Annotated in this window: 23 protein-coding genes; 14 read left to right on the forward strand and 9 right to left on the reverse strand. The window is 67.4% G+C overall.

Annotated elements, in window-relative coordinates; translation table 11 throughout:
• Positions 1-6: 6 nt before the first annotated feature.
• On the reverse strand, positions 7-990 hold the full coding sequence (locus tag HNP48_RS23160) for a tripartite tricarboxylate transporter substrate-binding protein (protein WP_184861522.1): 984 nt from the start codon (positions 988-990) through the stop codon (positions 7-9).
• Between the two features lie 39 nt (positions 991-1,029).
• Complete coding sequence (locus HNP48_RS23165; protein ID WP_184861524.1) at positions 1,030-2,631, reverse strand: bifunctional 3-(3-hydroxy-phenyl)propionate/3-hydroxycinnamic acid hydroxylase; 1,602 nt, start codon at positions 2,629-2,631, stop codon at positions 1,030-1,032.
• A gap of 208 nt (positions 2,632-2,839) precedes the next feature.
• On the opposite strand from HNP48_RS23165, the gene HNP48_RS23170 reads away from it, so the two are divergent.
• On the forward strand, positions 2,840-3,949 hold the full coding sequence (locus HNP48_RS23170) for an alcohol dehydrogenase catalytic domain-containing protein (RefSeq protein ID WP_184861526.1): 1,110 nt from the start codon (positions 2,840-2,842) through the stop codon (positions 3,947-3,949).
• Between the two features lie 134 nt (positions 3,950-4,083).
• A complete protein-coding gene (locus HNP48_RS23175) occupies positions 4,084-4,623 on the forward strand; it encodes a cupin domain-containing protein (protein WP_184861529.1) in 540 nt (179 codons plus the stop codon).
• 10 nt (positions 4,624-4,633) lie between these two features.
• Here HNP48_RS23175 and HNP48_RS23180 read toward each other — a convergent pair whose 3' ends face one another.
• Positions 4,634-5,221 (reverse strand): NADPH-dependent FMN reductase, encoded by a 588-nt coding sequence (locus HNP48_RS23180; RefSeq protein ID WP_184861531.1) that lies wholly within the window; start codon positions 5,219-5,221, stop codon positions 4,634-4,636.
• Positions 5,222-5,255: 34 nt separating this feature from the next.
• Here HNP48_RS23180 and HNP48_RS23185 point away from each other — a divergent pair, with 34 nt between their 5' ends.
• The 6 genes from HNP48_RS23185 to HNP48_RS23210 all read left to right on the forward strand — a co-directional run bounded on the left by HNP48_RS23185 (position 5,256) and on the right by HNP48_RS23210 (position 10,381).
• Complete coding sequence (locus tag HNP48_RS23185; protein WP_184861532.1) at positions 5,256-5,978, forward strand: GntR family transcriptional regulator; 723 nt, start codon at positions 5,256-5,258, stop codon at positions 5,976-5,978.
• 291 nt (positions 5,979-6,269) lie between these two features.
• Positions 6,270-7,130 (forward strand): fumarylacetoacetate hydrolase family protein, encoded by an 861-nt coding sequence (locus tag HNP48_RS23190; RefSeq protein ID WP_184861535.1) that lies wholly within the window; start codon positions 6,270-6,272, stop codon positions 7,128-7,130.
• Positions 7,131-7,208: 78 nt separating this feature from the next.
• On the forward strand, positions 7,209-8,180 hold the full coding sequence (locus HNP48_RS23195) for a tripartite tricarboxylate transporter substrate binding protein (RefSeq protein ID WP_184861537.1): 972 nt from the start codon (positions 7,209-7,211) through the stop codon (positions 8,178-8,180).
• 29 nt (positions 8,181-8,209) lie between these two features.
• Complete coding sequence (locus tag HNP48_RS23200; protein WP_184861539.1) at positions 8,210-8,788, forward strand: amino acid synthesis family protein; 579 nt, start codon at positions 8,210-8,212, stop codon at positions 8,786-8,788.
• Positions 8,789-8,790: 2 nt separating this feature from the next.
• Positions 8,791-9,801 (forward strand): zinc-dependent alcohol dehydrogenase family protein, encoded by a 1,011-nt coding sequence (locus HNP48_RS23205; protein ID WP_184861540.1) that lies wholly within the window; start codon positions 8,791-8,793, stop codon positions 9,799-9,801.
• Between the two features lie 19 nt (positions 9,802-9,820).
• A complete protein-coding gene (locus tag HNP48_RS23210) occupies positions 9,821-10,381 on the forward strand; it encodes a VOC family protein (protein ID WP_184861542.1) in 561 nt (186 codons plus the stop codon).
• A gap of 10 nt (positions 10,382-10,391) precedes the next feature.
• On the opposite strand, the gene HNP48_RS23215 is transcribed toward HNP48_RS23210, so the two are convergent.
• Together HNP48_RS23215 and HNP48_RS23220 are read right to left on the reverse strand one after the other, a co-directional pair.
• On the reverse strand, positions 10,392-11,843 hold the full coding sequence (locus tag HNP48_RS23215; RefSeq protein WP_184861544.1) for a sensor histidine kinase: 1,452 nt from the start codon (positions 11,841-11,843) through the stop codon (positions 10,392-10,394).
• Positions 11,827-12,525 (reverse strand): response regulator transcription factor, encoded by a 699-nt coding sequence (locus tag HNP48_RS23220; RefSeq protein ID WP_184861546.1) that lies wholly within the window; start codon positions 12,523-12,525, stop codon positions 11,827-11,829. Before HNP48_RS23220 ends, HNP48_RS23215 begins: the two co-directional genes overlap by 17 nt.
• A 133-nt stretch (positions 12,526-12,658) precedes the next feature.
• Here HNP48_RS23220 and HNP48_RS23225 point away from each other — a divergent pair, with 133 nt between their 5' ends.
• The 4 genes from HNP48_RS23225 (at position 12,659) to HNP48_RS23240 (ending at position 16,147) form a co-directional block, all read left to right on the forward strand.
• Positions 12,659-13,081 (forward strand): tripartite tricarboxylate transporter TctB family protein, encoded by a 423-nt coding sequence (locus HNP48_RS23225; RefSeq protein ID WP_184861549.1) that lies wholly within the window; start codon positions 12,659-12,661, stop codon positions 13,079-13,081.
• Positions 13,082-13,088: 7 nt separating this feature from the next.
• A complete protein-coding gene (locus tag HNP48_RS23230; RefSeq protein WP_184861551.1) occupies positions 13,089-14,603 on the forward strand; it encodes a tripartite tricarboxylate transporter permease in 1,515 nt (504 codons plus the stop codon).
• Positions 14,604-14,910: 307 nt separating this feature from the next.
• On the forward strand, positions 14,911-15,549 hold the full coding sequence (locus HNP48_RS23235) for a DUF6806 family protein (protein WP_184861553.1): 639 nt from the start codon (positions 14,911-14,913) through the stop codon (positions 15,547-15,549).
• Positions 15,550-15,610: 61 nt separating this feature from the next.
• The gene (locus HNP48_RS23240; RefSeq protein WP_184861555.1) at positions 15,611-16,147 is read left to right on the forward strand and encodes a M48 family metallopeptidase; all 537 of its coding nucleotides are present in this window, start codon (positions 15,611-15,613) and stop codon (positions 16,145-16,147) included.
• 291 nt (positions 16,148-16,438) lie between these two features.
• On the opposite strand, the gene HNP48_RS23245 is transcribed toward HNP48_RS23240, so the two are convergent.
• From HNP48_RS23245 to HNP48_RS23255, 3 genes are all read right to left on the reverse strand, one after another.
• On the reverse strand, positions 16,439-17,098 hold the full coding sequence (locus tag HNP48_RS23245) for a TonB family protein (protein ID WP_184861557.1): 660 nt from the start codon (positions 17,096-17,098) through the stop codon (positions 16,439-16,441).
• A 1-nt stretch (position 17,099) separates the two neighbouring features.
• Positions 17,100-17,981, reverse strand: a complete 882-nt coding sequence (gene murI / locus HNP48_RS23250) for a glutamate racemase (RefSeq protein WP_184861559.1) — start codon at positions 17,979-17,981, stop codon at positions 17,100-17,102.
• Between the two features lie 200 nt (positions 17,982-18,181).
• Positions 18,182-19,732, reverse strand: a complete 1,551-nt coding sequence (locus HNP48_RS23255) for a fumarate hydratase (RefSeq protein ID WP_184861561.1) — start codon at positions 19,730-19,732, stop codon at positions 18,182-18,184.
• A 188-nt stretch (positions 19,733-19,920) separates the two neighbouring features.
• Here HNP48_RS23255 and HNP48_RS35680 point away from each other — a divergent pair, with 188 nt between their 5' ends.
• Together HNP48_RS35680 and HNP48_RS23265 are read left to right on the forward strand one after the other, a co-directional pair.
• Entirely contained in the window at positions 19,921-21,003 is a 1,083-nt protein-coding gene (locus HNP48_RS35680; protein ID WP_184861563.1) for a site-specific integrase, read from the forward strand.
• 36 nt (positions 21,004-21,039) lie between these two features.
• Positions 21,040-21,492 carry a hypothetical protein gene (locus tag HNP48_RS23265; RefSeq protein WP_184861565.1) on the forward strand — a complete coding sequence of 151 codons (453 nt, stop codon included), beginning with the start codon at positions 21,040-21,042 and terminating at the stop codon, positions 21,490-21,492.
• A 17-nt stretch (positions 21,493-21,509) separates the two neighbouring features.
• On the opposite strand, the gene HNP48_RS23270 is transcribed toward HNP48_RS23265, so the two are convergent.
• Positions 21,510-21,719: a hypothetical protein gene (locus tag HNP48_RS23270; RefSeq protein ID WP_184861567.1), complete on the reverse strand. Its 210-nt coding sequence runs from the start codon at positions 21,717-21,719 to the stop codon at positions 21,510-21,512.
• Positions 21,720-22,061: the final 342 nt, after the last annotated feature.

The following is a 22,061-nucleotide window of genomic DNA, read 5'->3' on the forward strand; positions in this document are numbered from 1 at the left end:
GCCGGGTCATTCCAGCTGGATGCCGGTGCTGGTCACCAGGCCGCGCCAGCGTTCCTGGTCCTGCTGCACCAGCCGGGCCAGCACCAGGCCGTCCTCGTAGCGGGGCACCACCTCCAGCCGCCGGGCGGCGGCCTGCATTTCGGGCGCGGCCATGGCGCGGTGTACCTCGCCGCCCAGCCGCCCGACGGTGGCGGCGGGCACCTTGGCCGATGCGAACAGTCCGTACCACTCCACCAGTTGCAGGCCGGGGTGGCCGGCTTCGGCGAAGGTGGGCACCTCGGGCAGGCTGGCCAGGCGCTGCGGGCTGGTCACCGCCAGGATGCGGATGCGGCCCGCGCGGTGGTACTCCAGCATGGTGGGCAGTGGGTTGAAAGTGCAGGCCACCTGGCCGCCCATCAGGTCCTGCAGGCCGGGCACCACACCCCGGTAGGGCACGTGCACCCACGGAGCGCCCAGTTCCCGGCCTGCCATGGTGCCCAGGAAGTGCGGCCCGCTGCCGGGGCCGGGCGTGGCATAGGTGGCGGCCGACGGGTTGGCCCTGGCCCAGGCCATGAAGGAGGCCAGGCTGGTGTGCGGCGAGTTGCCGTTGACCGCCAGCGCGAAGGAGTGGTCGCACACGCAGGCCACCGGCACGAAGTCGCGCTGCGTGTCGTACATGGGTTTCCTGTACAGCTGGGGCACCAGCGTCATCACCGACGATGGGGTGAGCAGCAGGGCCGTGCCGTCGGGCGCCGCCAGGCGCACCGCATCGGCCGCCAGCTGGCCGGAGGCCCCGGTCTTGTTCTCCACCACATAGCCGCCGCTGGCGTCGGCCAGTTGCTGCGCCAGCGCGCGGCCCAGGCTGTCGGCCGTGCCGCCCGCCGGAAAGCCGACGAACAGCTTGCGCATGCCGGCAGGCGACTGGGCCCATGCGGGGCGCATGAGGGTGGTGGCGGCCAGGGCTGTGCCTGCGGCCAGCAGGCTGCGTCGGGGGTACAAGTGGGGTTGCATGCAGTCTGTCTCCGTCGTTGTGTCTGTTGTCGCGGGCGCTCAGAGCGCCGGGGCGGGCTGCCGGTCGAGCTGATCGCAGGCGCGCTGCAGCAGCGCGCCGGTCTGCTCGGCGCCGTGTGCAATGCCCTGCACGATGTGGTCGGGCCGCACCAGCGCGGCGCTGCAGCCATGCTGGGCGAACCAGCGCGCGAGGATGCCGTCGGCCTCGTGCAGCACCTGCACGCCGTCTGCCTGGGGCAAGGGGGCGATGCTGGCCACCTGCGCCTGCAGCCGGCGCAAGGCGGCTGCCCATGGCGCCATCTGCTCCGCCGTGGGGGCATCGCGCAGTACCAGCACGTAGCCATGGCCGAGCAGGTCGTCCATCATCTGCTCGTGGCCCGCATCGCCGATGCGGCACACGGGCTGCGGAAACGGCGTGCCCATGGGCAGCTGGTCGCGGTCGATCAGGCCGTGGTGGATGCCTGGCAGCAGGCTTTGGCGCAGCTGCACCCGCACCTGGTGGCCCTGCTGGGCGCGCAGCGCTTCGTCACGCTCGCGGGCGCGGCCTGCGTCGCGCTCGCAGATGATCTGGCCCAGGCGCTTGACGGTGGCCGTCACGGCCTCCACCTGCGGGCCGCGCTCGGCGCCATAGCTGTCCAGCAGCCCATCGTCCGCATGGCCCTTGAGCACCCAGTCGAGCTTCCAGGCCAGGTTGGCCGCGTCGCGCAGGCCCTGGCACATGCCCTGGGCCAGGAAGGGCGGCATCTGGTGGGCGCTGTCGCCGGCCAGCAGCACCGGGCCCTGGCGCCATTGTTCCAGCACCACGGCATGGAAACGGTAGGTCGCCGCGCGCCAGATGCGGGCCTCGCCCGGTGCCAGCCAGGGCGACAGCAGTTGCCATATGGCTTCTGGCGGCATCTCGCGCCGTTCAGCCTCGTGCGGCAGCAGCAGGAACTCCCAGCGCCGGTGCGTGCCCGGGCCCACCACATAGGTGCAGGGGCGCGCGGGGTTGCAGTACTGGATGTTGGTGTCCGGCAGCCGGGCCAGTACGGACTCTTCCACATGCATGTCCACCACGATCCAGGGCTCGTCGAAGTCCAGGCTCTTGAGGCGCAGGCCCAGCCGCTTGCGTGTGGGGCTGGTACCGCCATCGCAGGCGACCACATAGCGTGCGTTCACTGTGTGCTGGCGGCCGTCGGATGCCTGCACCGTGAGCACGGCGCCATCGGCTGCGGCCTCTTGTACGGCGGTGACTTCATGGCCCAGGTGCACCTCGACATGGGGCAGGGCGCGCACGGCGGCACGCAGCGCCGTCTCCAGCGCCGGCTGGTTGAAGGTGTAGGAGGGCGCCCAGGCCAGCGGGTAGGGCGCTGGCCCCATGTCGAAGTGCTGGATGGGCTGGCCATCGGCGCCCTGGTAGATGGTGGGGCGGTAGGGCGTGATGTGCGCCGCCAGCGCGCCGGCAATGCCGATCTGCTGGAAGGTGCGCATGGCCTCGTGGTCCAGCGCGAAGGCGCGGGGCAGGGGATAGATCTGTTCGGACTTGTCGAACACTGCCACACGGCAGCCGCGCTGGCCCAGCAGGGCGGCCAGGCTGGCACCCACCGGGCCGAAGCCGATGATCGCAACGTCTGTGGAGGCGGAAGGGGGCAGGGAAGTCATGGGTGGTTTCCAAAGAAGCTGGCACAACCCTCGTGGCGCCTTCCGGGGCAGGCTGGGTTGCGTTAGTCACCTTGGTGCAATAAAACAAAATTGTGCATAAAAAATTGAAATGTGCATTCAGGGTTGATCCCGATGCCGGTCTGCTGTGGTGAATGAAAAATGCATAAAAACAATTTTGTGCATTTATGCATTCAACCAAGGAGACGACATGTCGATGATGAAAGCGGCCCGCCTGCACCAGGTCGGGGCTCCCATGGAGATCGAACAGCTGCCCATCCCCACGCCTGCGGCCAACGACGTGGTGGTGCGTGTGCGCGCCTGCGGCATCGTGCCCAACCTGGGCAACATCCTGGCCAACTGGACCACCTGGTTCCCCGAGCTGCCGCTGCCCCCGCTGCCCGCCGTCTTCGGCCTGGACCCGGCGGGCGAGATCACGGCGGTGGGCTCCCATGTGCATGCCTGGAAGCCCGGCGACCGGGTGTACGTGAACCCCGGCCTGTACTGCGGCGGCTGCCGTGCCTGCCGCAGCGGTGATCTGATCAACTGCACGCACTATGCGTTCAGCGGCTACTTCGGTTTCTCGCAGAATTCGCTCAAGCTGTACAAGAACTACCCGGGCGGAGGCCTGGCCGAGTACATGCTGGCGCCGCAGTACGCGCTGGTGAAGCTGCCCGACAACGTGGGCTTCAACGAAGCCGCGCGCTTCGGCTACCTGGGCACCATGTATTCGGCCATGCGCAAGGCCGGCATGGGGCCGGGCAAGAGCATGCTGGTCAACGGCATCAGCGGCACCCTGGGCATTGGAGGGGCGCTGTTCGGCCTGGCCATGGGGGTTACGCGCATCCTGGGCACGGGCCGCAACCAGGCCCTGCTGGACCGGGTCAAGGCGCTGGCGCCGGACCGCATCGAGGTGTTCTCCAACGCCGATGGCGGGGCCATCGACACCTGGGTGAAGTCGCGCACCGAGGGCCTGGGCGTGGATGCCTTCTTCGACGCGCTGGGCCCCGGGGCCGCGCACGAGACGCTGCAGCAGGGCGTGCGTGCGCTCAAGCGCGGCGGGCGGGCCTACAACATTGGGGCCATTGCCGGTATGGTGGGCATGGACCTGCACACCATGATGGACGAGCAGCAGTCCATCGAAGGATCGGCCTGGTTCACCGCCGGCGAAGGGCAGGACATGGCCGACATGGCCGAGGCCGGCACGCTGGACCTCTCGGTCTTCGAGCATGTGTGCCACCCGCTGGAGCGCATCAACGAGGCGATCTCGGGCATTGCCTCGCGCAATGGCGGGTTCAGCAATTTCGTCATAAACCCCTAACCCCCTGAGGCGCTTCGCGCCATCCCCCCAGGGGGACGCCGCCCCTGCGGCGGGGGGGCCTTGCAGGGCGGCCCTGGCCTGTGCCGTGCGTTTGCGGGGGCTGCGCGCAATAACTTCAACTGGAGGTAATCGTTATGCAGATCAGAAGAGTCGTGGCGGGGGTCGGTGGGGATGGCCGCTCGCAGGTGTTTGCGGATGGGGCGGCGCCGCGGGCGGTGGCGTTCGAGAGTGCGCAGGGCTTTGCTGCGGCGCTGCTGTGGGCCACGTCGGCGCGCGAGGCGCTGGGCCGGGGGGCGGTGGCCGACCGCACCGGGCAGACGGGCTTTGTGCCCGGGGTGGGGGAGACGCTGCTGATGTTCGTCACCTTTCCACCGGACTCGGTGATGATGCGCGCCGACTTCGACGGCGCGGCTTTCGGTGCGGAGTTTGCGCAGAAGGTGCCGGGCCTGGCCGAGCGCTTCGAGCCCGACTGCCCCGGCATGCACACCACCGACAGCATCGACTACGACGTGGTACTGGACGGCGAGATCACGCTGGAGCTGGACGATGGCGCGCAGGTGCTGCTGCGCCGGCACGACGTGGCGGTACAGCATGGCAACCGCCATGCCTGGCGCAACCACACGGACCGGCCTGCCACCATGCTGTTCGTGCTGATGGGGGCGCGCCGGGCATAGGCCCAGGGTTTCAGGCCTGTGGCTGGCGGGCAGCCCGCAGCCCGCGGATCTCGTCGAGCAAGTCCACCAGGCCGGCCTGGATGAACTCCAGCGTGGGCGCATCGGTCAGGCGCCCGTCCTGGATGCGTGCCGCCACGCCTGCGATGGCGATGTGCTGGCGCACCAGGGAGCGTGCCAGCGTGGCGGCCAGCGCGTCGCGGATCTGGGCCTGGGCGCGCACGCCGCCGGCCGTGCCTGGCGATGCCGTCATCACCAGCGCCGGCTTGCCCTTGAGCGGCGAGGCGAATCCTGGGCGCGAGGCCCAGTCGATGGCGTTCTTGAGCACACCTGGGATGCCGTAGTTGTACTCGGGCGAGCAGATCACCAGGCCATCAGCGCTGGCGATGGCGGCCTTGAGCGCTGCCACCGGGGCTGGCGGGGTGTCGCCATCCAGGTCGGCGTTGTACATGGGGACCTCGTCCAGCGGAAAGAGTTCCAGCGTCGCCGTGGGCGGCAGCAGCGGGTGCAGGCTGCGCAGCACGGCCGTGCAGTGCGAGGCGCGGCGGATGCTGCCGGAGATGGCGACAAGGCGGACGGGGGCGTTCAGATCGGCGGTCACTAGGGTTTGCTCCTTCTTTCAATGGGGCGAGTTTATGCATAAAATTGAAATCATGTATGAAAAAGAACAACCCACGCGTACACCCCCCCTGGTCGACCAGGCCTTCGCGCAACTGCGCCGCGATGTGCTGGGCGGCACCTATGGCGCGGGTGCCAAGCTCAAGCTCGATGAGCTGCAGACGGCCTATGGCTTCTCCAGCAGCCCGCTGCGCGAGGCCCTGAGCCGCCTGGCCCAGGAGGGCCTGATCCGCGCCGACGAGCGGCGGGGTTTTCGGGTGGCGGCGATCTCGGCGGCGGACCTGGCCGACATCACGCGCATGCGCGTGATGCTCGACGTGCAGGCGCTGCGCGAGTCCATCGCCCATGGCGACGATGCATGGGAGGCGGCCGTGGTCGGCGCCTTCCACCGGCTCGAAAAGGTGGAAGCCCGCCTCGGCGATGGCCCCGTGGTGCTGGACGAGGGCTGGACCGACCTGCACACGGCCTACCACATGGCGCTCATCAGCGCCTGCCCGTCGGAGCGCCTGCGCACCTGGAGCGCCAGCCTGTTCGACCAGGCCGAGCGCTACCGCCGCTACTCGGCGCGCTTTCGCAAGACTTCGCGGCGCAAGTCCAACGAGCACCGCAAGCTCATGGACGCCACCTTGCGGCGCGATGCGGACACCGCCAGCGCGCTGCTCGAAGAGCACATCCTGAGCACCGAGCGCAATGTGCTGGCTGTGCTCGACCAGGTGGAGCACCGCCAGCAGACGGGCTGAACCCGCTTCCTGCCACCTGGTGCTGCCCAACGCAGCGCCGCCCTCCCCAAGCCCCGCCGACGCGGGGCTTTGTCGTTCCGGGGCTCTCTCTCGCGTTTCCTCGCGCTTTCCAGGCCAGGGGCAGGGGCGATTCCATCCCCGCGGCTTGGTTCCAATTTTTGTGCTCGGTATAAACCACTATGCATGAAGTTATTTTTATGCATAAAAATAACTTCATGCACTGAACAAGGTGTGCCGGCAGATTGCCGGACAGCGTGCGTCCGATCACTCCCATCCCCTTGAAGGAAAACCATGAAACTGATGTCCTATTCGATCTCCGGCCGCGACACCTGGGGTGCCGTTGTCGGCAACGGCGTGGCCGAACTGGCTGCGCGCACCGGTCATGCCACGCTGGCCGACTTCATCGCCAGCCCCGACTTCGCGCGCCGCGATGCGTTGGTGGCGGGCCTAGCTGCCGACGCACAGCTGTCCGATGTGGTCTTTCTGCCCGTGATCCCGCGCCCCGAAAAGATCGTCTGCGCCGTGCGCAACTACATGGACCACCACCAGGAAGTGCTGGCCGCCGGCATGCAGCGCGAGCTGTCGGAGCAGCCGCCGATCTTTCTGCGCGTGTGGCGCTCGCAGACGCCGCACCAGGGGCCCATCGTGCGCCCGCATGTGTCGGAGTCGCTGGACTGGGAGGGCGAGCTGGCCGTCATCATCGGCAAGCCCGGGCGCGGCATCGCCGAGGCCGATGCCTGGGACCATGTGGCCGGCTACAGCTGCTACAACGACGCCAGCGTGCGCGAGTGGCAGTTCCATGCCAAGCAGATCGCATCGGGCAAGAACTTCGAGTCCACCGGTGCCTTCGGCCCGTGGATGGTGACGGCCGACGAGATCGCCCCCGGCCGCGAGCTCAAGCTGGAGACGCGCCTGAACGGCGCCGTGGTGCAGTCCAGCCACACCGGGCACATGATCTTCTCCATCCCGCGGCTGATCGCCTATGCCTCCACCATCTTCACGCTGGTGCCGGGTGATGTGGTCATCACGGGCACGCCGGCCGGCGTGGGCTGGAGCAAGAAGCCCCCGCAGTTCATGAAGCCCGGCGATGTGGTGGAGGTGGAGATCGAAGCCATCGGCCTGCTGCGCAACCCGGTAGTCGCACAAGGCTGAGAACGGGCATCCATCCATTCACCTCACACGGGCAGAGCGCAGCCCCAAGACGGCCGCCGCCCCCTGGAGACAAGCACCATGCACAGAAGACAGATCCTGGCCGCCTGCGGTGCGGCTGCCCTGGGGTGGCCTGCGCTGCCGGCCCTGGCCCAAGGCTACCCGGAGCGGGCCATCAAGCTCTACCAGGGCTTTGCGCCCGGCGGCAATGCCGACGCGATCGCCCGCGCCGTGGGCCTGGAGATGGGCAAGGCCCTGGGCCAGCCCGTAGTGGTGGAGGCGCAGTCCGGCGCGGGCGGCACCATCGCGGCCACCACCGTGGCGCGCGCCAAGCCCGACGGCTACACCCTGCTGCTGGCCACGGGCGGGCATGCGGTGGCGGGGGCGCTGTACAACACGTTGCCCTACAAGTCGGTGGCGGACTTCGAGATGGTCTCCACCGTCACCTTCTTCCCCTTCCTGGTGGTGGTGAATGCCAGCTCCAAGGTGCAGGGCCTGCGCGAGGTGCTGGCCAGTGCGCTGGCCGCGCCCGGCACCGTGGCCTACGGCACGGCCGGGGTCGGTTCCACCCACCATCTGGCGGGCGAGCTGCTGGCCAAGATGGCGCGCGTGAGCCTGATGCATGTGCCCTACCGGGGCGATGCAGCATCGCTCACTGCCCTGCTGGGCGGTGAGGTGCCCTTCATCATCGCCCCGCCCACGGCCGTGATGTCCAACATCCAGGCGGGCAAGTTGCGCGCCATTGCCACCACAGGCCCGCAGCGCTGGCCGGGCCTGCCCCATGTGCCCACCGTGGCCGAGCAGGGCGTGGCGGGCTACGACGTGCGCTCGTGGGCCGGCCTGCTGGCGCCTGCCGGCACGCCCCGGCTGGTAGTGGACCGCCTCAATGCCGAGGTGCTGCGCGCACTGCAGGCGCCGGCCGTGCGCCAGCGCCTGGAGGACATGGGCGGCGAGGCGCGCGGCAGCACGCCCGAGGAGATGAAGGCTATGGTGAGCCACGAGATCGACAAGTGGCAGCAGGTCGTGGCCGATGCCAAGATACCGAAACAATGAAGCACCGATTTGACTGAAAGACCTTTCGCATGAGCCTGATCGCCATCCGCAAACGCAGCCTGACCATCGAAACCGTGTACCACGAGGGCGGGCCCCCGGCCGACACGCCGCTGCGCGTGGCCTCCGCCTGCGCTGTGATTCGCAACCCCTACGCCGGCCGCTACGAGCCGGACCTGCTGCCCTTCATGGCCGAGCTGCGCAGCCTGGGCACCCTGCTGGCCGAGGAGCTGGTGGCCACGCTGGGCAAGGACAATGTGCAGGCCTACAGCAAGGCGGCCATCGTCGGCGTCAACGGCGAGCTGGAGCACGGCGCCGTCTGGCACGAGGCCGGTGGCTGGGCCATGCGCCAGGTGCTGGGCGAGCCCAAGGCCATCGTGCCGGCGGCCAAGGCCGTGGCGGCCACGGGCTACCGGCTCATGGTGCCGCTGCACTACATCCACGCGGCCTATGTGCGCAGCCACTTCAACAGCGCCGAGGTGGGCATCCAGGACGCGCCGCGCCCCGACGAGATCCTCTTCGCGCTGGTGATGGCCGATGGCGGGCGCATCCATTCGCGCCTGGGCGGGCTCACGCGCGAGCAGGTCTCGGTGCACGACGGGCAGCGCTGAACATGGCTGAACACACCACCATGCAGGCCGTGCAACTGCAGGCCACCGGCGGCCCCGAAGTCCTGTCCCTGGTCGATCTGCCGCTGCCCCAACCTGGCCCGGGCCAGGTGCGCGTGCGCGCCCATGCCATTGGCGCGGGCGGGCCCGACGTGCTGATCCGCAACGGCACCTACAAATGGATGCCTCCGCTGCCCGCCGTGCCCGGCAACGAGCTGGCCGGCGTGGTGGACGCCGTGGGCCCGGGCGTGGAGCGCCTGGCCGTGGGCGAGCGGGTGCTGGTGAGCGCGCGCGAGCTGCCCCAGCGCGGCGGCTGCTACGTGCAGGCCATCTGCGTGGACCAGGCCGTGCCCTTCGTGCTGCCCGCCAGCATTGCCTTCGACGATGCGGTGAGCCTGGGCAATTTTCAGCTGGCGCTGGCGCTCTTGGCCAGCAACGGCAATCTGCCGGCCCAGGCCATCCTGGTGCCAGGGGCCGCTGGCGGCGTGGCCACGGCGCTGGCCCAGGTGGCGCGCTCGCGCGGGCTGCGCGTGATCGGCACCGCTTCCAGCGCGGAGAAGCGGGCCTTTGCGCTGGAGAACGGTGTCACCGACCTGGTCGATGGCGGCGATCTGCAGGCGCTGCCGCAGCGCGTGATAGAGCTCACGGGCGGGCGCGGCGTGGACCTGGCCTTCGACCATGTGGGCGCGCAACTCTTCATCGCCTGCCTGCGTTCGCTCGCGCCCTCGGGCATGGCGGTGTCGTACAACATCCTGGCCGGCCCACCCTCGGCCGACGTGTTCGACGAGCTGCGCAAGCTGCTCGCCAGGAGCCTGGCGATCCGCACCTTCTCCATCCACGCGGTGGATGCCGACATCGTGCAGCGCCGCGGCCTGATGGAGCAGGCCATTGCGCTCATGGCCAGCGGCCAGGTGCGTGCGCCGCGTGCGATGCGCCTGCCCCTGGCCCAGGCACGCCAAGCCCACGAGCTGCTGGACAGCGGCGGCACGCTGGGCAAGCTGGTTCTCGTCCCTTGATCTCCCGGAGCTTGTCCGTATGAACCCACCCTACACCGCCAACCTGTCGCACTGCGGCATCTTCTGCCGCGACCTGGAGGTGATGAAGCGCTTTTACACCGGCGTGTTCGACATGCAGGAGACCGACCGCGGCGAGGGCGTGACCTTCCGCTTCGAGATCGTGTTCCTCAGCGGCCGCGAGGACCAGCACCACCAGCTGGTGCTGGCCGGCGGGCGCGGTGCCGACGCGCCGAGCACGGTGATGCAGCTGTCCTTCAAGGTCAAGACTATCGACCACCTGCGCGAGGCACGCCGCCGCGCCCTGGCCCTGGGCGCGACGAAGATGCGCGGGCTGAACCACGGCAATGCCATTTCCATCTACTGCATGGACCCCGAGGACAACACCGTGGAGGTGTACCTGGATACGCCCTGGTACGTGAGCCAGCCCCACGGCGACCCGTTGGACCTGGACCAGGACGACGAGGCCATCTGGGCGCAGACCGAGCGCGTGGTGCGCACCGACCCGAGCTTCATGCCGGTGTCGGAGTGGGCTGAGCGGTTCGCCCAGCGCAGTGCCGCGTCGAAGCAGGCAGCACCGTAGAACGGGCTCTTCACACGCCGGCCGCACCCGGGCCCTCGGTGGGCCCAGCGATCGGCAACCATGCGCTGGCGACCAGGCCCGGCCCGAGCGGCGCCGGCTCCAGCGCCAGCCGACCGCCCATCAGCTGCGCGTAGCGTGACACGATGGACAGGCCCAGCCCCGCGCCCTGGCCCAGGCGCACGCCATGGTCGCCCTGCGCCCAGCGCTGTTGCAGCTGCAGGGCCAGCGCGGCATCCACGCCGGGACCGTTGTCGGCCACGCTCAGCACGGCGTGGCCCTCGCGCACCTGCAGTGCCACGGTGATGCGCGGCGGCTGGCCGCGCCCGTAGCGCAGGGCGTTGTCCAGCAGGTTGTTCAGAATGCCTTCGATGAGTGCGGTGTGGGCGCGCACCTGCACGGCCTGTTCCAGGCCATCGGCGCCCAGGTCCACGCCCAGGGCATCCGCGCGGGGCAGAAAGCGCAGCAGCACATCGCGCACCAGGGTGTGCAGCGGCACGGCCTGCAGGGCCAGGGCGGTGCCGCCCTCGGCCGCGCGGGCCAGCGCGAGCAACTGGTCCACCGTGCGGCTGGCGCGCTGCTCGGACTCGGCGATGCCTTGGAGTTCGCTGCGCCAGACCGCGGGATCGCTCTGCGCCAGCGCGTGGGCGGCCTGCGCGCGGATGCCGGCGAGTGGCGTGCGCAGCTCGTGCGCCACGTTGCCCGCGAACTCGCGCTGGGCGTGCAGGCTGTGCTGCACCCGCGCGAGCAGGCCATCGAGGGCTTCGCCCAGGCGCTGCACGTCGCTGCTGCCGGCCTGCTGCGTCAGCGCCGGGGGCAGTGGCGCGAGATCGGCCGCGTCGCGCCGGTCCACGGCATCCTGCAAGGTGGTCAGCGGGCGCAGCTCGCGGTCGATGCCACGCAGCAGCCAGGAGCCCAGCACCACCAGCAGCCAGAGCTGGGCCAGCCCCGCGTACACCAGCAGGCGGCGCAGCAGGTGCGTGCGCTCGGTCGTGGTCTGCGCCATGACCACGGTGAACGACGGCGTCCCCGCCGTGTGCAGGCTCACGCGGCGCAGGTCCTGGCCCGCGCGCAGCAACTGCGAGAACGCATGGCTGCTGCCCGGGGCGATTGAGCTGGGCGCCAGATCGTGGTCGCCTGCGATGAAGCGGCCATCGGGCCCGTAGACGGCAAACCACACGGTCTCGCTCTGGTCGAAGCGCAGCAGATCCACCTCGCGCGGCGTCAGCTCCAGCCGCAGTGCGCTGGCGCCCGGGCCGTGGCGCTCGTCCAGGCCACCGCTGCGCACCAGGGCCGCCAGCGCATGGGCGTCGTCGAGCAGGGCCCGGTCGAAGGCCTGCGCCACGAAGTGGTTGCCCACGCCGAGCACGATCGCGCTGCCCAGCCCCCAGACCAGGAGCAGCGAGAGCAGCACGCGCCGCCCTAGGCGCTGGCGCAGCGCCGGGGGCCTAGGTGCTGGAGGCATCGTCCTCGAGCACGTAGCCCAGCCCGCGCAGCGTGCGTATGCCCGCGCCGCTGCCTGCGATCTTGCGGCGCAGGCGCGAGAACGAGGCCTCCAGCGCGTTGTCGGCCACCGCCTCGCCCGCGTCCGATAGGCGCGCCGAGAGGTCGCCCTTGCTCAGCACGCGGCCGGGCGGCGTCATCAGCTCCCACAGCAGGTCGAATTCGCGCGCAGGCAGCTCCAGCGGCTGCCCGGCGATGCTCACGCGGCGTGCCTGCCGGTCCAGTGCCAGACGGCCCACGGTGACCCGGTCAGCCGTGCCGCTGGCACGGCGCAGCAGTGCGCGCAGGCGCGCTTCCACCTCCTTGAGCTCGTAGGGCTTGCCCAGGTAGTCGTCGGCCCCGGCATCGAGCCCGGCGATGCGCTCCTCGGTGCTGTCGCGTGCGCTGAGCACCAGCACCGGCGTGCGGTCGCCGCGTGCGCGCGCCGTGCGCAGGGCGGTGAGCCCGCTGCCCAGGCCGCTGCGCGCGTGGGCCGCATGGGGCAGGTTCAGGTCCAGCAGCACGGCGTCGAAGGCCTGCACGGCCCACCAGTGCTGGGCCTCTTGCACGGTATGGGCCAGTTCGACGCGGTGGCCCGCGTTCTCCAGGCCGCGGGCCATGGTGCGGCTCAGCACGGGGTCGTCTTCCACCAACAGGAGGCGCATGGGATGCAGGTGCTACGTGGAATTACGCATGGCCGAGATCAGCCAGCGATCAGGTTCGATGGGAATAGTCGCCACGCCAGCATACCCCAGCCATGGGCGTGCTTCCTCAAACCTTCATGGAGACAACATTTTCATGGTCAACCGCAATATGGTCCGGGGCTTCGCCCTGATGGCCCTGGCGCTGGGCTTCGGCCTGCCGTCGATGGGCTACTCGCTGGGATCGCTCGGGCGCGCCGGCCCGGGGCTCTTCCCCTTCATTGTCAGCTGCATGCTGTTTGCCATCGGCGCCATCACCGTGGTGCGCGCGCGCCTGGTGGCACCGGTGCCGATGGACTTCCACTTCCGCAACATCGCCATCATCCTCGCCAGCCTGTGCGGCTTCGCGGCCATCTCGCACTTCGTGAACATGGTTGCGGGCATCGTCTTCCTGGTGTTCTGCGCGGGCTTTGCGGGCACCTCGTACTCGGTGGTGCGCAACCTCAAGATCGCCGCGGTGCTGCTGTGCATCGCCTTCATGTTCCAGAAGCTGCTGGGCGTCAACCTGCCGTTGTACTGAGGTCGCCATGGACGTTCTCCACAACCTCGCGTTCGGCTTCGGCCACGCACTGACACTGCAGAACCTGATGTTCTGCGCCCTGGGATGCACCGTGGGCACCCTGGTGGGCCTGCTGCCGGGCCTGGGCCCGCTGGCCACCATCAGCCTGCTGCTGCCGCTGACCTATTCCATCGACACCACCGGCGCACTCATCATGCTGGCCGGCATCTACTATGGGGCGCAGTACGGCGACAGCGTGAGCGCCATCACCATGAAGATCCCGCACGCCAGCTCCATTGTGGCGTGCATCGACGGCTACCAGCTCACATTAAAGGGCAAGACGGGCCTGGCGCTGTTCACGGCAGGGGTCTCCAGTTTCATCGGCGGCACGGTGGCCATCGTGGTGCTGGCCTTTCTGGCGCCCAGCCTGGGCGAGGTGGCCTTCCTCTTCGGACCGGCGGACTATTGCGCGCTGATGCTGGTGGGTTTTGTCTGCGTGAGCTTCGTCACCACCGGCAGCCTGCTCAACGGCCTGGCCATGTGCATGGTGGGCGTGCTGCTGGGTTCGGTCGGCACCGACGTGAACAGCGGCCTGGCGCGCTTCACCTTCGACATGCCCTTCCTGGCCGACGGCGTGGGCATCGTGAGCATTGCGCTGGGCTGCTTCGGCATTGCCGAGATCGCCAAGAACCTTGATTCGCGCGAAGAGCGCTCGCCCTTCAACGGCAAGATCAAGCTCATCCCCACCTGGCCCGAGTTCAAGCGCATCATCCCCAGCGCGCTGCGCGGCAGCGTGGTGGGCTCCATCCTGGGCATCCTGCCCGGCGGTGGCCCGGTGATCGCCCAGTTCGCAGCCTATGCCCTGGACAAGAAGGTCAGCAAGTACAAGCACGAGATCGGCAATGGCTCCATCGAGGGCGTGGCCGGCCAGGCCGCGGCCGACGAGGCCGCTGCGCGCACCAGCTTCATCCCGCTGATGAGCATCGGCATCCCCGAGAACGCCGTCATGGCGCTGATGATGGCGGCCTTCATCATCAAGGGCATCCAGCCCGGCCCCAACATGATCGCCGGCCACCCCGAGCTGTTCTGGGGCCTGGTGGCCAGCATGTGGATCGGCAACTGCTTCTTGCTGATCCTGAACGTGCCGCTGGTGCGCTACTGGCTGTCGGTGTTCAAGATCCCGTACAACGTGCTGTTCCCGGCCATCTTGTTCTTCTGCTGCATCGGCACCTACAGCATCAACAACAACCTGGACGACGTGTTCATCACCGTGGCCTTCGGCGCCCTGGGCTATCTGTTCATGCGGCTGGAGATGGACCCCTCGCCGCTGATGCTGGGCTTCATCCTGGGCCCCATGCTGGAGGAGAACTTCCGCCGCTCCATGCTGCTGTCGCGCGGCAGCTTCGAGGTGTTCGTGAACCGCCCCATCAGCGGCACGCTGATCGGCCTGATCGCGCTGTTCATCCTGTGGCAGACGGTGTCGTTCTTCCGCCAGCGCGGGGGCAGTTCCAAGGTGCTGGAGGCCCAGCCGGCGGCGACCTGAGACTTCGGTTTCGGTCGGCGATGGCGAAAAAAGGGCTGGCCGCCATAGCGGCCAGCCCTTTTGCCTTTCACGGGTGCCGGCCCTGCCGAAGACAGCCTTGGCGCCGCCGGCCATGCCGTGCCGAGGTGTGGGGGGACTGCGCTTTGTTCCGTGTGCCCTTGGCGCCATGAGAAAATAGCGCTATCGTGGGGCTGAAAGGATGCGCCAACGCAGTCAACGCCCCCAGTTTCCTTGAGAATCCAGGGCAAGCCAGTAGGCATGGGGCTTGCCGATCCCGGCTCCGGGCACCATTACGATTCGAAAAATCATGTCAAGTTACAACGCACCCTTCGAAATCCACGTCCACGGACAGGTCCAGCTGCGCGCGGATGCCAGCTTCGAGCAGATCCAGGAGGCCTTGAAACCCTTGTGGAAGTATGCGGGCGCGCGCTCGCTGGCCGATGGCGCCGCCAGCGCCTATGAGGAAGAGCCCGGCATCAAGTACGACGCGCAGGAGCACCTGCTGCAGATGTGCTGGACGGTGCGCGGTGACGAGGACTTCCGCCAGTCGCTCGACGAGATGTGCATGAGCCTCAATGAACTGTCCGAACTGGGCGCAGCCATCGAGGTCACCTTCTACGACGCGGACTTCGATGAAGAGGACGAAGGCGCCGAAGGCGCTGAGTCGCGCGACGACTTCCTGATGCTCTTCGTAGGCCCCACGCCCGCCGCCATCATGCAGGTACAGCGCGACCTGCTGGTGCAGGACGTGGTGAACATGATGGAACGCCATTTCGACGGCGCCGAGCTCGGTGGCGTGGTGGCCGAGATCGACAAGCTGTTCAGCCAGCGCTTTGACGCGCTGGTGAACTCGCTGGAGATCGGCAAGCCGCCACGCGGCGGCAGCGGTGGCGCGGGCGGCAGCGGCCATGGTGGTGGCGGCCGCCGGCCACGCCACCTGCACTGACGGCGCGCGCACCCCATCCGATGGCTTGCTGCAAGCCCTGCCGGTGCAGGGTGTCTGGCGCATGACGACGACCGCTCCCGTACAGCTGCCCTACCTGCAGTCCTACCCCGCGCCCCTGCAGCAGCAGGCGCGCGAGCTGCTCGCCCAGGGCCGTCTGGGCGCGGCGCTGCTGAGGAAGTACCCGGACGCCCATGCCGTGCGCAGCGACAAGGCGCTGTACGACTATGCGCAGGAGCTGAAAAACCGCCACCTGCGCAATGCCGGCACCATCAACAAGGTGCTGTTCGACAACAAGATCCATGTGGTGCGGCATGCCCTGGGCCTGCACACCACTGTCTCGCGAGTGCAGGGCAACCGGCTTGCGACCAAGCACGAGATCCGCATCGCCGCGATGTTCAAGCAGGGCCCTGATGAGTTCCTGCGCATGATCGTCGTGCACGAGCTCGCGCACCTGCGCGAGAAGGGCCATGGCAAGGCCTTCTACCAGCTGTGCCAGCACATGGAGCCGCAGTACCACCAGTACGAGTTCGACCTGCGCATGTACCTGACCCATGTGGAGCACACGGGCGAGCGCCTGTGGGGTGGCGAGCCGGCGTGAGATGAACACCCCCTGAGTCGCTTCGCGCCTCGGTGCCTCCCCAGAGGCGGCGGCTCTTCGGGCACGTCCAAGCCTGCGCAGGCAGGCTTGGAGCCGCGGCCCTCAGCCCCTCCCTCGACTCGCTGCGCGAGTCGGGAGGGGGACGCTCCCGGTGCGGCGGGGCGGCCCTTGCACGGGAGCACTGGCCTTGGCCGTGCCAGTTTCATGCGTCGCGGGTGGCGTGCAGCGCAATGGATAACTGATACGGATTCGCCTTCATTCGGATCTTTGACGGGTGCCAGCGCCGTCAGCTTATTCCCATTTGCAGCGTTCCTGGGCTGGCACTGGCTCGGGGTCGGGTTTGTCGCTGTCGCGGTTGAAGTCAAAGCCCGTGATGACGACCAGGCGGCGGTAGCGCTGCGAGCCATCGGCCATGGGCTTGGCGGGCGGCGTGCCGAAGGGGGCCGATGCCTGCACGATCTTGAGCATGTGCGCGTCCAGCGTGCGGTCTTGCGATGACTGCAGCACATCGGCCTGGATCACCGCGCCGTCGTTGGCCAGGGTGATGCCCACGATGCCCTGGCCATACAGCCGCTTCCCGTCCTTGCTCGGGAAGTGGCGCGTGCCGCAGTCCTCGATGCGCTGCCGCATGCGCGCATAGTAGGTCTTCATCGGCCCGCTCATCTTGGCGCTGGGCGATATGTACAGGTCCCGGGGCGGGTTGGCGCGGCCCTCGATCTCTGCAATGCGTGCGCGCAGCCGCTGCTTGCGCACGGTCTCGGGCATTTCCGCCAGCTGGCGCTTGAGCTCCTTGAGCAGTTCGCGCTGGGCCTTTTCCAGGTCCGCGAGTTGCCGGGCCTGTTCTGCAGGCGTGGCAGCCGGGGCCGCAGTGGCAGGGGCTTCGGTCTGCGCCGTGGCGCAGGTGGCTACCAGCACCGCCGCCAGGGCCACGAGGGTCTGTCGGATCCGCATGCTAGGCAGCGTCGCTGGGCTCGGTGGCCGGCGAGGGAATCGCCACCGTCTGGCATGACGCCGCGGGCAGCTCCAGCCAGCGCTGCGCGGCCGATTGCAGCTGGGGCAGGCCGCCGGTGGTGAACAGCTGCACCTCGGGTGTTTGCGCTTGCGGCCCGGCCAGCAGGCCGGCCCCTTCGAGCAGGCGCCGCGTCTGGCGCGCCACGGCCTCGCCGGTCTCGATGAAGCGCACCTCGGGCCCGACCAGGGCGCGCAGGTCGCGCTCGGCAAAGATGTAGTGCGTGCAGCCCAGCACCAGGGTGTCCATCTGGCCTGGGGCAGTGCCAAAGGCACCCATGGCCTCGATGTAGCGCTCGCACAGCGCCCAGGTCTCGGTGCCTTCGGGGCTGGCGGGAACGGGGCGGTCCACGCTGCGCTCGATGGCGTGGGCCAGGCCATCGCAGGGCTGCACCACGAACTCGGTGCTGTCCTGCAGGCTGGCCAGCAGCTTGCCGAACTTGGCGCTGGTGAGGGTGCCGCGCGTGCCGATCACGCCCACGCGGCCGGTCTTTGTGGCCGCCAGCGCGGGCTTGATGGCCGGCTCCAGGCCCACCAGCGGCAGCGCCGGGTAGCGGCTGCGCACTTCGTGGATGGCCGCCGCCGTGGCCGTGTTGCAGGCCACCACCAATGCCTTGATGCCATGCTGCTCCAGCAGGTGGCGCGTGATGGCATGGGTGCGTGCGCCCACATAGGCATCGCCGCGCTCGCCGTAGGGGGCATGGGCGCTGTCGGCCAGGTAGACAAAGCGCTCGTGCGGCAGCTCGGCGCGCAGGGCGCGCAGCACGCTCAGGCCGCCCACACCGCTGTCAAACACACCGATGGGCTGGGAATTCGGGGAGGTCATGGGAGAAAGGAATAGGGCGGGGCAGGCATGCAATCGATGCCCCGCACTGTAACGCTGCCGGGCCCCCCATGCACGGAAGGTGGCGCGAAAACCCGTGACCGCCGCTGGACTCGCGCCGGGATGCGGGAGGCCCAAAAAAATCCCCCGGCAGCGCTTGGCGCGCGACCGGGGGCGTGGTTTCAGCCGGGGCTGTCAGCCATTCAGGCCGCCGCCACTTCGATGCCGCGGAATTCACCGGTGGCAATGCGCTTTTGCCACTCGGCCGGGCCGGTGATGTGGGCGCTGGTGCCGCCTGCATCCACCGCCACCGTCACCGGCATGTCCACCACGTCGAACTCGTAGATGGCCTCCATGCCCAGGTCGGCAAAACCAAGCACCTTGGCCTTCTTGATGGCCTTGCTCACCAGGTAGGCGGCGCCGCCCACGGCCATCAGGTAGGCGCTCTGGTGCTTCTTGATCGCCTCGATGGCCACCGGGCCGCGCTCGGACTTGCCGATCATGGCGATCAGGCCGGTTTCGGCCAGCATCATCTCGGTGAAGCCGTCCATGCGCGTGGCCGTGGTCGGGCCGGCCGGGCCCACGGCCTCGTCCTTGACCGGGTCCACAGGGCCCACGTAGTAGATCACGCGGTTGGTGAAGTCCACGGGCAGCTTTTCGCCCTTGGCCAGCATGTCCTGGATGCGCTTGTGCGCGGCGTCGCGCCCGGTCAGCATCTTGCCGTTGAGCAGCAGGGTGTCGCCGGGCTTCCAGCTGGCCACTTCTTCCTTGGTCAGGGTATCGAGGTTGACCTTCTTGCTCTTGTTGTAGTCGGGCGCCCAGTTCACGTTGGGCCACAGGTCCAGCGAGGGCGGGGTGATGTACACCGGGCCCGAGCCATCCATCACGAAATGGGCGTGGCGCGTGGCCGCGCAGTTGGGGATCATGGCCACGGGCTTGCTGGCCGCGTGCGTGGGGTACATCTTGATCTTCACGTCCAGCACCGTGGTCAAGCCGCCCAGGCCTTGGGCGCCGATGCCCAGGGCGTTGACCTTCTCGTACAGTTCCAGGCGCATTTCCTCGACCTTGTCGAGCTTTTCGCCGCGCGAGGACTTGGCCTGCAGCTCGTACATGTTCAGGTCGTCCATCAGGCTTTCCTTGGCCAGCAGCACCGCCTTCTCGGCCGTGCCGCCGATGCCGATACCGAGCATGCCTGGCGGGCACCAGCCGGCGCCCATGGTGGGCACGGTCTTGAGCACCCAGTCGATGACGTTGTCGCCGGGGTTGAGCATGATCATCTTGCTCTTGTTCTCGCTGCCTCCGCCCTTGGCGGCCACGGTGATGTCCACCGTGTTGCCGGGCACGATCTGGGCGAAGATCACCGCGGGCGTGTTGTCCTTGGTGTTCTTGCGGTCGAACTGCGGGTCGGCCACCACGCTGGCGCGCAGGGTGTTGTCGGGGTGGTTGTAGCCGCGGCGCACGCCTTCGTTGATGGCGTCTTCGAGGCCTGCGGGGAAGCCTTCCCAGCGCACGTCCATGCCCACCTTGAGGAATACGTTGACGATGCCGGTGTCCTGGCAGATGGGGCGCTGGCCGGTGGCGCTCATCTTGCTGTTGGTCAGGATCTGGGCGATCGCGTCCTTGGCTGCAGCGCTCTGCTCGCGTTCGTAGGCGCGCGCCAGGTGGGCGATGTAGTCGGTGGGGTGGTAGTAGGAGATGTACTGCAGCGCAGCAGCAACGGACTCGACGAGATCGTCGTACTTGATCGTGGTCATCGTGGGCTTTTCAGTGGGAAAACGTTATCTGGTCACGCTCGTAGCGGTTCGGCGCGACTCTTCCCTGAATTATCCCATCTCAGCGTTTTCCTCCTGGTACGTGTCTTTTCGTACCCCTAGCCTTGTAGAAAATTTGCAATCGCGACGCATGAAATAGATGATTTTTGGCGCGCCTGAACACAGACTAGGTGACCTCCGCGCTGCACCCCGCAGCGCTCAAAGCTGAGGTGCACATGAGTCTGACAATGAGCAAACAGGGCGTCTATCACTGGCGCAAGACCATCGACGGTCATCCCTTTTTCAAGTCCACCAAGACCGACGATCTCAAGCTTGCCCAGCAAATGGCCGCGTTGTGGGAGGCGGATGCGATCCGCGAAGTGTTCGTGGTCGGCAACAAACCCATGGGGCTCCACGCGGTCATCAAGGCGTTTCTGGATGAGCGCAAAGGCAAGCCGGGGTGGCAAAGCGCGAAAGGGCACCTCGGCCACTTTTTGTCGTTGCCAAACGAAAAGTTTTCCGATGTGCATGAGCACGCGGTTCTGGAGGTGATCGAGAAGCGGCGTGAAGCAGGGGTAGCCCACAACACGCTCTCCGTCATGTCCTCGTATTGGCTTGCGCTGGTGCGGTTCGCAGAAAGCAAGAAGTGGTCAACATGCCCGAAGATCGAGCGGATCAAGCCCGAGAAGACCCGGCTTCGCTACCTCACAAAAGAGGAAGAGGCGGGGGTGTTTGCGGCCATTGATCCCAATGCCAAGTACCCAGGCAAGTGCCTCCGCACTGACCGTGCACGGCAGACCAACTGTGATTTGGTGACGATGTTGTTGGACACAGGGGCTCGTTACCGCGAGATGGCGCAGATGAAGTGGTCGCAAGTCTCGTTCGCTCAGAGCACTGTGCTCATCTACCGGCCGAAGGGCGGGACGGACACCACGATTGTGATGACTGATCGCATGAAAGCCACCCTGACCCGTCGCAAGCTGGAAGCCTCGGATGAGTGGGTGTTTCCCACGAAGCGCAAACACAACAACGCCTACAAGTGGATGAAGGCCGCGTGCGCGAGAGCAGGGATCGACGTGAACCTGGGGAAAGTCACGCTCCACACACGCCGCCATACCAACGCGACCCGGCTACTGCAGGGTGGGTTGAACATCGTCGAGGTGCAAGTCCAGCTCGGCCATGCCTCCCTGCAATCCACCATGGTCTACCTGCATGTCACCCCCATGGCTGCAGCAGAAAAGGCAGCAGGCATCCTGAACAAGCCCGCCGCGTAGGGCGCGCTACTATCAGCCGAAAGAGAGGGTCTAGACATGAAATCGCTTTATGCATTCGCGCTTGCGCTGAGTACGACCGCAGCAATAGCCGGTCATCCGAGGTGCGCCGGAAGCGTTGAGCCAGCGAAGTGCGAGAAGCTTCAGGCTGAAATTGACGCCGAAACTCCCGAAGCTAGAAAAGCCCGGCAGGCGAAGCTCGAAGATGATCGGAAGTCGGCGGCTGCCGCTGCAAATGCGCAGCCTGTATCGGCCTCAACTTCAAGCAACTCCGAATACCCGGGGCCTTGGAAAGACGATCTGAACGTCGACATTTCGCGAGCTTTCGTGGCCAAGCAAATCCGCGGCTGCGGCGAGTATCGGTACAAGGAAAGCCGGGCCACGCGGACCGAGTACCTGGTGCATTGCACGCGCGATGGCAAAAATTGGGTGGCCTACCTGGTATGGACGCGGACAGGGGCGATTACCGGCCCTTTCAAAGCAGATGAGTAGCCGCTTGCTCCTCGGCCTTATGGGGTTGTGAGGCATTTCAACAGCAGCTCTGCCTGCTCATCTTCGGTGAGCACACCATTGATGAACTTCTCTTGGTCGCGCAAGGATGCCAACTGTTCCTTGGCATCCGCGAGCGCTTGGGTTGCCGCGTCATGGTCCCGTGCAGCCAACTTCAGTGCCAACTCCCCTTGCTTGCGTTCGTAGTGGGCCTTGAGGGCCAGGATCACGCCTGGACTCATGCCGACTCTCCCTGCACTGCGAGGCCGAACGGATTTCGCGGATGCGCGCCTTATCAGCGGTGCTCAGCGTCAAGTTGTCTTGGAAGTAAGGCTCCAAGTAGTCCAGCGCAGCGTCGATCAGTTGGCTGCTTTGTTCTGGGTGGTGGCGTGCGAGCTTGAGATAGTTCAGCGCTTGCAGGGGTGATGTTGCTTCAAATGTAAGGTCTTCCATGTCAGTTCTCTCGGGCATCATTGCCCACCCTCTATTCCCACCCGCTATTGATCAACCGGACTCAAGAACTGTCGAATAGCAGTAAAAAACTGACGTTTTGTTACGAGCCCGATTAGACT

Origin of the sequence: Acidovorax soli, from assembly GCF_014207955.1 — a bacterium.
In the GTDB taxonomy this organism is placed as follows: domain Bacteria; phylum Pseudomonadota; class Gammaproteobacteria; order Burkholderiales; family Burkholderiaceae_C; genus Acidovorax; species Acidovorax soli_A.